The sequence below is a fragment of the Actinacidiphila oryziradicis genome, assembly GCF_005047355.1.
GTDB classification, from domain to species: Bacteria; Actinomycetota; Actinomycetes; order Streptomycetales; family Streptomycetaceae; genus Actinacidiphila; species Actinacidiphila oryziradicis.
In genome coordinates, this window is the sequence record NZ_SUMC01000202.1 from 1 (window position 1) to 7,102 (window position 7,102).

Annotated in this window: 4 protein-coding genes; 3 read left to right on the plus strand and 1 reads right to left on the minus strand. The window is 69.7% G+C overall.

Going from position 1 to position 7,102, the window contains the following annotated elements:
* Together FCI23_RS58990 and FCI23_RS53035 are read left to right on the plus strand one after the other, a co-directional pair.
* Positions 1-289 (plus strand): hypothetical protein (locus FCI23_RS58990; RefSeq protein WP_211265876.1); only part of this gene is annotated, 289 nt, incomplete at its 5' end.
* Positions 290-419: 130 nt separating this feature from the next.
* Positions 420-1,844 (plus strand): BTB/POZ domain-containing protein, encoded by a 1,425-nt coding sequence (locus FCI23_RS53035; RefSeq protein ID WP_136731222.1) that lies wholly within the window; start codon positions 420-422, stop codon positions 1,842-1,844.
* 106 nt (positions 1,845-1,950) lie between these two features.
* Here FCI23_RS53035 and FCI23_RS57860 read toward each other — a convergent pair whose 3' ends face one another.
* On the minus strand, positions 1,951-2,247 hold the full coding sequence (locus tag FCI23_RS57860) for a MarR family transcriptional regulator (RefSeq protein WP_169317440.1): 297 nt from the start codon (positions 2,245-2,247) through the stop codon (positions 1,951-1,953).
* 223 nt (positions 2,248-2,470) lie between these two features.
* On the opposite strand from FCI23_RS57860, the gene FCI23_RS53045 reads away from it, so the two are divergent.
* Complete coding sequence (locus FCI23_RS53045; RefSeq protein ID WP_136731225.1) at positions 2,471-6,463, plus strand: Ig-like domain-containing protein; 3,993 nt, start codon at positions 2,471-2,473, stop codon at positions 6,461-6,463.
* Positions 6,464-7,102 lie beyond the last annotated feature (639 nt).

Consider the following 7,102-nt stretch of genomic DNA (forward strand, 5'->3'; position numbering starts at 1 on the left):
CACCCCCACCACGGGGGCAGTCCAGCGTCCGGCGGGGCATGACACCACGACACCAGCCGCCGTATCCGGGCCGGTGCCAGGTCATGGAGTACCCGCACCCGGCCGGAGGCGGCTCTCACGCAGAACCTGCCGGCAGCGCACCCGCGCCGCCGAGCGGACCGGCTTCCACCACCTGCACGCCACCGAGGTCCACCCCCTCACCCCGAGGTTCGGACCACCGGACGGCAACCGCACACGGCCACGCCGCGCCCGAAAAGCCTGGAAACCACAGGCACACACAGAGTTCTAGAGACGCTTCGCAGTGCATGTCTGGCTATCACCGGTATGTCAGGATCACCGGTCCCGAATGTGGGAGGACATTCGGCCAGGCATTCTCTACCGTGTAGGTATAGACCAATCCTCAGGGGGGAACCTACCGGATGCACCGTCATGTCCTACGCCGCACCGCGGCGTTCACCACCGCCGCGCTGATCGCGGCCGCCTTCAGCCTCCTGTCCGGCGTCACGCCGGCCGCCGCCGACACCACCGGGCCCGTCATCACACTGCGGAAGCCCGCGACGGTGGCCGTGCCGACCGGCGCGGCCACCGGGGTCGCCGGCACCGTGCAGGCCGCCCTGCAGTTCACCACCGACGCGAGCAGCGTGGCGACCCAGGTCACGCTCACCATCGACGCACAGAAACTGGCGCAGATCGCCGATGTGACCTTTTCCGACAACTGCACGGTGACGAACTCCGTCGCCACCTGCCAGGAGTACTTCTACGACGACAATCCGACGGGGGGCGGGCTCGGCGGCGTCACCGAGTTGACGATCGCCGCCCGCCCCGGCGTCACGCCCGGCGCCGCCGCCTCGTACACGGTGACCGGAACGGCAACGGCCGGGACCTTCGTCGGCGGCAGCGGCTCCGTACAGATCGGCGGGCCGGCCTTCGACCTGGCACAACCCACCCAGCACACCGGGCTCCCGGTCGGCTCGACGGTCAGCGAACCGGTGGAGTTCACCAACACCGGGGACCGTCCGGCGGCCGCTGCCCAGGTGCTGCTGATGGCCTCGCCCGGCCTGACCTTCGCCCAGCACTTCGCCAACTGCACATACAGCTCGGTGCCCGACGACGTCTCGGCCGAGGACGCGCTGTGCACCTTCGCCCAACCGATCCAGGTCGGTGAGCGGGCCGCCCTGGCCACTGCGGTGCAGCTGAACGTCACCTCGGCCGCGTACTACACCTACCTCGACACCCTCACCGCGCCGAAGGGCGACGCGTTCCTGCAGCAGATGCAGGCCGGCCGCACCTGGACTCAGGGCACGGGCAGCAAGCTCCGGCTCGACGTGCTCGACCCGGGCACGCCGAGCACCGCGCCGGCCGGCAAGGTTTCGCTGCCGTTCGCGGACGGGAGCAACGACTACCGCATCACCGCGCTCCAGGCCGCCAACACCGCGGACTTCTCGGTCAGCGGCGCCACCGCGCAGGCGGCCCAGGGCGACACCGTGCAGCTCGACTTCAGCATGACCAACACCGGTCCGGCGACAATCTTCTACCGCAGCGGCGAGCCCATCGGCGTCACGGTCGTCCCGCCGCCGGGCACCACCATCGTGGGCTCGTCCGCCAACTGCCGGCCGCAGACCGTCGACGACCCGCAGACCACGGCGCACGGTCCGTACGCCTGCTCCGAGAGTTACCTCGTCCCGGCCGGGCGGACGGCCCAGTTCAGCCTGACCGTCCGGGTCGACCAGGTCGTTCCCGGCGCCCAGGGCTCGGTGGCCATGGCCTGGAGCCCCGACGCAAGCTGGCGCCCGCCGTTCGACCCGAACGCGGCGGACGACAGCGCGGCGCTCACGCTCAACTGACCTTCCAGGACCGCTGGCGGCGCCGCTGACCTTCCTGCCGCGACGTCAGGCGAAGCCCCCGGGCCTGTCCGGGGGCTTCGCCGTATCAGGAGCATCGCGGCCCCAATCAGCGCCGCAGGGGCGGCAACCCGGTGCCGTCGCGGCCTCGGCCCTGGATCAGGGCGTACGTGCCGCTGGTACCACTTGCCTCGCCGCTCGCGTCGAGCGCCGCGAGCGTCCGGGCGCCAGTCGTGCGGGTGCGTTCAATGAGCCGGCGGTCCTGGAGGTTCTTCAGGACCGTGTTCATAGTCGGGGGTGTGACCCCGCGCAGGCGGGCCAGGGCGGCGGGCGAGATGCCAGGGGGCTCCGCGGGGTGCAGCGGCGCCGCGTACTGCGCGACGGTCAGGGCCGCCGGTTTCAGCACGGCGGACTTCGTCGCGCTGAGAACCCGCTCGGCGCGCGCCTTCGGGTGCCGGGGTCTTTACGCCAGCGCCTTCGATGCGTTAGAACGACAGTCATCCGATGTTAGCTGGCTCCCGCGACTCAATTCGCCCACGAACTCGATCAACTGCGCCACGAAAAGATGCATTCATCGGATCGCTGCTTCACTTCTCTCGGCCGAGCGTCGTACAGCCCTGGAGGGCATCGTGCAGATCGTCCCGCGCCACCGGCGAGCCTCGCTTCGGCGCGCCCTCTCGCTTTGGTCGGCGCTGCTCGCCGCACTCGCAAGCCTCGTCCTGGTGAACTCCGGCACGGCGGAGGGGGCCACGAACGCATCGACTGCTTGGCGCCACGGGGCCTTCCACCTTGACCCGGCCGGGGTTGTCAGCCGTTCCGACATCGTGCTCGGGTCACCGAACCTGACGGGTACCGGGTCCATGCCGCTGGGCAACGGGTCGCTGGGTGTGGCGGCGTGGGCGGCGGGTGGCTTCACCGCCCAGCTGAACCGCTCGGACACCATGCCGGATCGCAAATCTCCAGGCCAGCTCAATATCCCGGGCCTCTCGGTGATCTCGCACGCCGCTGACTTCACCGGGCGGCTGGATCTCACCGAAGGCGTGCTCCGGGAGTCCGGCGGCGGCATGTCCATGAAGGCGTGGGTGGCGAGCGCGAAGGACGAACTGATCGTCGACGTCGCCGGCGCGAACCCCGGCCTCACCCAGACGGCCACGATCAACCTGTGGTCCGGACGCAAGCCGGCCGCCGGAGTGTCCGGCACCGTCGGCACGCTCGCCGAGACCTGGGTGGACGGTGGTCCCCCGACCGGAAGCGGACAGACGTTCGGTTCGCTTGCGGCCATCACCGCAGACGGCCAGCAGGTCAGCACTACGGTGGCGGCCCCGACGCAGGTGAAGGTCAGCCTCAAACCCCATGCCGACGGGACGTTCCGCGTCGTCGTCGCATCGCCGGCGTGGACCGGCGGCAACGCCGCCACGACCGCGGCCAAGCTGATCGGCCACGACGCGACCCTGCGCGAGTCGAGCCTGATGTCAGCTCAGGGCCGGTGGTGGAACCACTTCTGGACGCACTCGGGCCTGGTCGAGATGAACTCGACGGACGGCAGCGCCGCTTACATCGAGAACCTCCGCACGCTCTACCTCTACGAGGAAGCGGCGTCCATGAAGAAGGGCAGCTACCCGGGCAGCCAGGCCGGCGAGGCGGACATGTTCGCCTGGAGCAAGGACACCCAGACCTGGACACCGTCGGCGTACTGGCTGTGGAATCTGCGCACGCAGATCTCGGCGAACATGAGCTCTGGCAACTACGACCTGAACACACCGATCTTCGACATGTACGCCAACGACCTGCCGCAGATCGAGGCGTGGACGAAGGCCGCGATGGGCGGCCTGCCCGGCTCCTGCGTGCCGGAGACCATGCGCTTCAACGGCAACGGCGGCGACCTCAGCCCCGGGGCCAACGCGTCCTGCAGCGAGCCCGGGAGCCCGAACTGGAACGCGCTGAACATCTCCAGCGGGCCCGAGGTGGCGCTGTACATGTGGCAGCAGTACCAGGCCACCGGCGACCGCGCGATGCTGAAGAAGTACTTCCCCTTCATGAAGTCCACCGCCGTGTTCCAGCTGGCGTACCAGACCGTCGGCGCTGACGGGCTGCTGCACGCGAACGCCAACGCACACGAGACCCAGTGGGCCGTCCAGGACCCCACCACCGACATCGCGGTGGACCTCACGCTCTTCCCGATCATCGAGCAGGCCGCGAAGGTGCTCGGCACGGCCGGCACCACCGACGCCGCACTGGTCCAGCAGGTCAGGACGGCGGAGACGCAGATCCCGCCGTACCCGCGGACCGACCAGGCCACCCGGACGCAGCTGCTCAACCCGAACTACACCGCGGCCGAAACGGACGCCGCGGACGCGACCGGCACCGACATGATCGCCATCTCCTACCAGCCCACGGCGCAGCGCAGGAACGGCGAGAACATCGAGCTGGAACCGCTGTGGCCGTGGAACACGGTGAGTGACCAGAACAGCAACCTCTTCGCGCTGGAGCAGCGCAGCTACGCCCACCGGCCCAACAAGGGCGGCAACGACTGGTCGATGGACGCGATCGACGCGGCGCGGCTGGAGAACCCCGCCGAGGTGCGCAGCAACCTGATCTCCATCACCGAGGGACACCAGGTATATCCGAACGGGTTCGCCGACATCGGCAACACCGTCGGCTATCAGCCCTACATCGAGCAGGAGTCCGGCGTCGCGACCGCGGTCAACGAGGCGCTCGCGCAGGGCTACGACGGCATCATCCGCTTCGCACCGGCGTGGCCGAGCGACTGGAACGTCAGCGGAAGCGTCTACATCCAGGGCAACGGCAAGGTCGATGTCCAGGTGCAAAACGGCCAGCTCGTCACCGCCGCGATCGAGGCCGGGACTACGGGCACGCTGCGGGTCAAGAACCCGTGGGCGAGTCAGCAGGTGGAGGTCGTCGATGGCAAGACCGGCCACAAGGTGGTGGCCGGCAGCCAGGACATCCTGACCGTCCCGGTGAAGGCGGGTAAGTCGTACCTCGTACAGCAGGTCTCCGCACCCACCACCGCCCTGCCGTACGCAAAGGTGAGCGGGAGTGCGCCGAGCACGGCGCGGCACCTCGGCGGCGTTCAGATCGGGCTGGACGCGACCGGTCAGACCGGCAGCGCCACGGTCGGGACCGTTCTCGGCGGCACCAACCACGCCTACGGCCTGGCCCAGGTCGACGACAACGGCTCGGCCGGCACGCCCACCACAGCCTCCGTCGTAGGCGGCCTGAGCGCGCGCACGACCGGGACCGCGGCCGGGCACAGCGGCAGCGACATGTACTTCGACATCGACAACTCCGTTGCCGCGACCGGGGCGTACGACGCGAAGGTGGCCGTTTCCTACTTCGACAGCGGTACCGGCCCCGTCTCACTGCAGTACGACGCCGGGCCCAAGGACCCCTACCACGTGGCGGGCAGCATCGAACTCCACGACAGCCAGACCTGGAAAACGGCCGATCTCACCATCAGCGGCGCCTACTTCGGCGGGCTGGAGAACGCGGGTGCCGACTTCCGGCTGCATGCCGACACGAGCATCACGGTGCACAGCGCCGGCGCGACCGTCACCGGTCCCTGGGTGCCCAACCAGCACCAGTTCCCGCCGGCACCGGCGATCACCACCCCGCGCAGCGGTGCGACGGTCAAGCTCGCCTCGTCCATCTCGGGTACGGCGATCCCGGACAGCGTGGTGGCCGTGCGCCAAGCATCGGCGTCCCTGTGCACCGCCACCGCGGACGACTCCGGCGCGTGGAGCTGCGCGCCCAGCGGCGGACTCACACCGGGGCGGCAAACCATCACCGCAACGGTGGCCGACCCGACCGGCCTCACCAGTGACCCCTCGACCGGGGTCAGCTTCGACGCCTCCGACCTGCCGCCCGGCACGGCCGTGGTCGGCTCGGTCCTCGGATCGGCCAACTACGCCTACGGGATGAGTCAGGACGAGCGGCCTTCGGGCGGCTTCGACGGTCCGACGACCGCCTCGGTGATCGACGGCCTGACCGCACGCACCAGCGCCCAGAGCAACATCTACTTCGACGTCGAGGACTCGATCGCCCATGCCGGGTACTACTCAGCGGCCTTCACCGTGTCGTACTTCGACCAGGGCTCCGGTTCGTTCGCCGTGCAGTACGACAACGGCACCTCGGACCCGTACAAGTCGACGTCCAGCATCCCGCTGACCGGGACCAATACCTGGAAGACCGCGACGGTGAGCGCCTCCGACGCCTATTTCGGCGGCCAGCAGCACTCCGGTGCCGACTTCCGGCTCCGCAACGGCGGCGGCCAGGTGACGGTGCACAGCGTCGTCGTGAAGATCAGCGGTGACGGCGTCCCCAACGTCACCGGCTTCGCCCCGGCGGTGACGATCACCTCGCCCGACGCGGGCGCGACCGTCGCTGCCAGCCCGACGGTCTCGGGATCCGGTGAACCGGACGCAAAGGTGACCGTGAAGGCCGAAGGGACGCAGCTCTGTACGGCGACAGCGTCGGACAACGGCACATGGACCTGCACCTCGTCAGTCGCCTTGGACGCCGGAGGGCACACGCTCACCGCGACGGCCGAGGACGTGACCTCGACGCCTGCACCAGAGGCGTCCTTGGCGGTCACCGTGCAGTAAACGTCGAACGCTGGAATCCGGCTCACAGCAGACTGCACGCGCACGCCGGCCAACGGAGGATCACGCAAGAAAAGGAGCACGCAAGGACAGCTGTCCGAACGGTCGGGCCGCACGCTGCCTGGCACGGCGGCCTGGGCGACTGCGCTCGCTGGCCGGGGCCGCCGGCATCCCTTGTCACGAGTCCCCTGTCACGAGTCGAAGGTGATCACATCCGCACTGTCCAGGGCCACGTTGAAGCCGGTGCTGAGGCGGTCGTGCTGCCCGGTCCGGCTGCGGGGGGCAGGTGCGTGCCCGCGGGTGGGCCGCTGTGGTGCGCGGCGCCGGGATCGGGCCGGCTCGGGCGGTGGGGTGTCGGGTGTGTGGTGCTGGCCTGTCATCGATCACGCAATCGTCCGGGCGCCCGGGTCGGTGGGCGCGACACTCTGTCCCTGTCGGTGGCGAGGTGCGCGGGTGATGGTGAAGGCCGCGTGGCATGCGGCCCAGGGCCGGCGACAGCTGTGCGGGTGGCTGCCGCCGGGACGGGGGTCAGGCAAGAATCGGGACCAGGCCTATGGCGAAGACGGCGTAGAACCCAGCGGCCACGGTGAGGCGTGCGGGGGTGAGCTGGTGGGCGCGCATGGAGGCCAGGAGGTAGCCGAT

Coding starts and splice junctions, on each gene's coding strand:
- FCI23_RS53035 (WP_136731222.1), top strand. CDS start 420: ATGCACCGTCATGTCCTACGCCGCACCGCGGCGTTCACCACCGCCGCG.